Source organism: Streptococcus sp. 3705, from assembly GCF_013277145.1.
Lineage (GTDB): Bacteria > Bacillota > Bacilli > Lactobacillales > Streptococcaceae > Streptococcus.
The window spans coordinates 1-633 of the sequence record NZ_VMMJ01000035.1; the positions used below are offsets into that span (position 1 = coordinate 1).

Genomic DNA, 633 nt, shown 5'->3' on the forward strand with positions numbered 1-633 from the left:
CTCTCAAGCGACAACTATATTAGTATATCACAGTCGCTTTCGCTTGTCAACACTTTTTTGAAATTTTTTTAAAACTTTTTTCATCAAGTGTTTCAACTGCAACATACCATAGTCCGTACGGGATTCGAACCCGTGTTACCGCCGTGAAAAGGCGGTGTCTTAACCCCTTGACCAACGGACCAGAGTTGTTATTTTCAACTCTTACTATTATACAGGCTTTTTCTGACTTGTCAACTACTTTTTTAAACTTTTTTTACTTTTTTGCATGACGGTAACTTCTCAAAGTAACTTCCACTCGCCTGACCAAAGTGGAAATTAGTCTAAAACGGATTTTTATGGTGGAATTAAGTGTGAGACGTTTGAGTTAGAAATGAGGTCTACTATGACAAAACATAAACATCTTACCCTTTCCGACCGTAATGATATCCAATTAGGTTTAGAGCGCGGTGAAACATTCAAAGCTATTGGACAATCCATTCTAAAAGACCCAACTACTGTTTCCAAAGAGGTCAAACGAAACAGACAAGTCCGAGAGTCTACAGACCATAACCTTCCTTGTCCTTTACTAGACAAAGCTACCTTTGTCTGTAACGGCTGCCCTAAAAAAAGACAAAATTGTGGCTATAAGAAGAT

The 633-nt window shown here is 38.2% G+C and carries 1 protein-coding gene and 1 tRNA gene; one reads left to right on the forward strand and one right to left on the reverse strand.

Going from position 1 to position 633, the window contains the following annotated elements; genetic code table 11:
- Nucleotides 1-109: 109 nt before the first annotated feature.
- Nucleotides 110-181: transfer RNA gene (locus HT714_RS08760), tRNA-Glu, on the reverse strand.
- A gap of 201 nt (nt 182-382) precedes the next feature.
- Between HT714_RS08760 and HT714_RS08765 the strand changes: the two genes are divergently transcribed.
- Nucleotides 383-633, forward strand: a 251-nt coding sequence (locus HT714_RS08765) for a helix-turn-helix domain-containing protein (RefSeq protein ID WP_173227065.1), incomplete at its 3' end; no start/stop codon positions are given.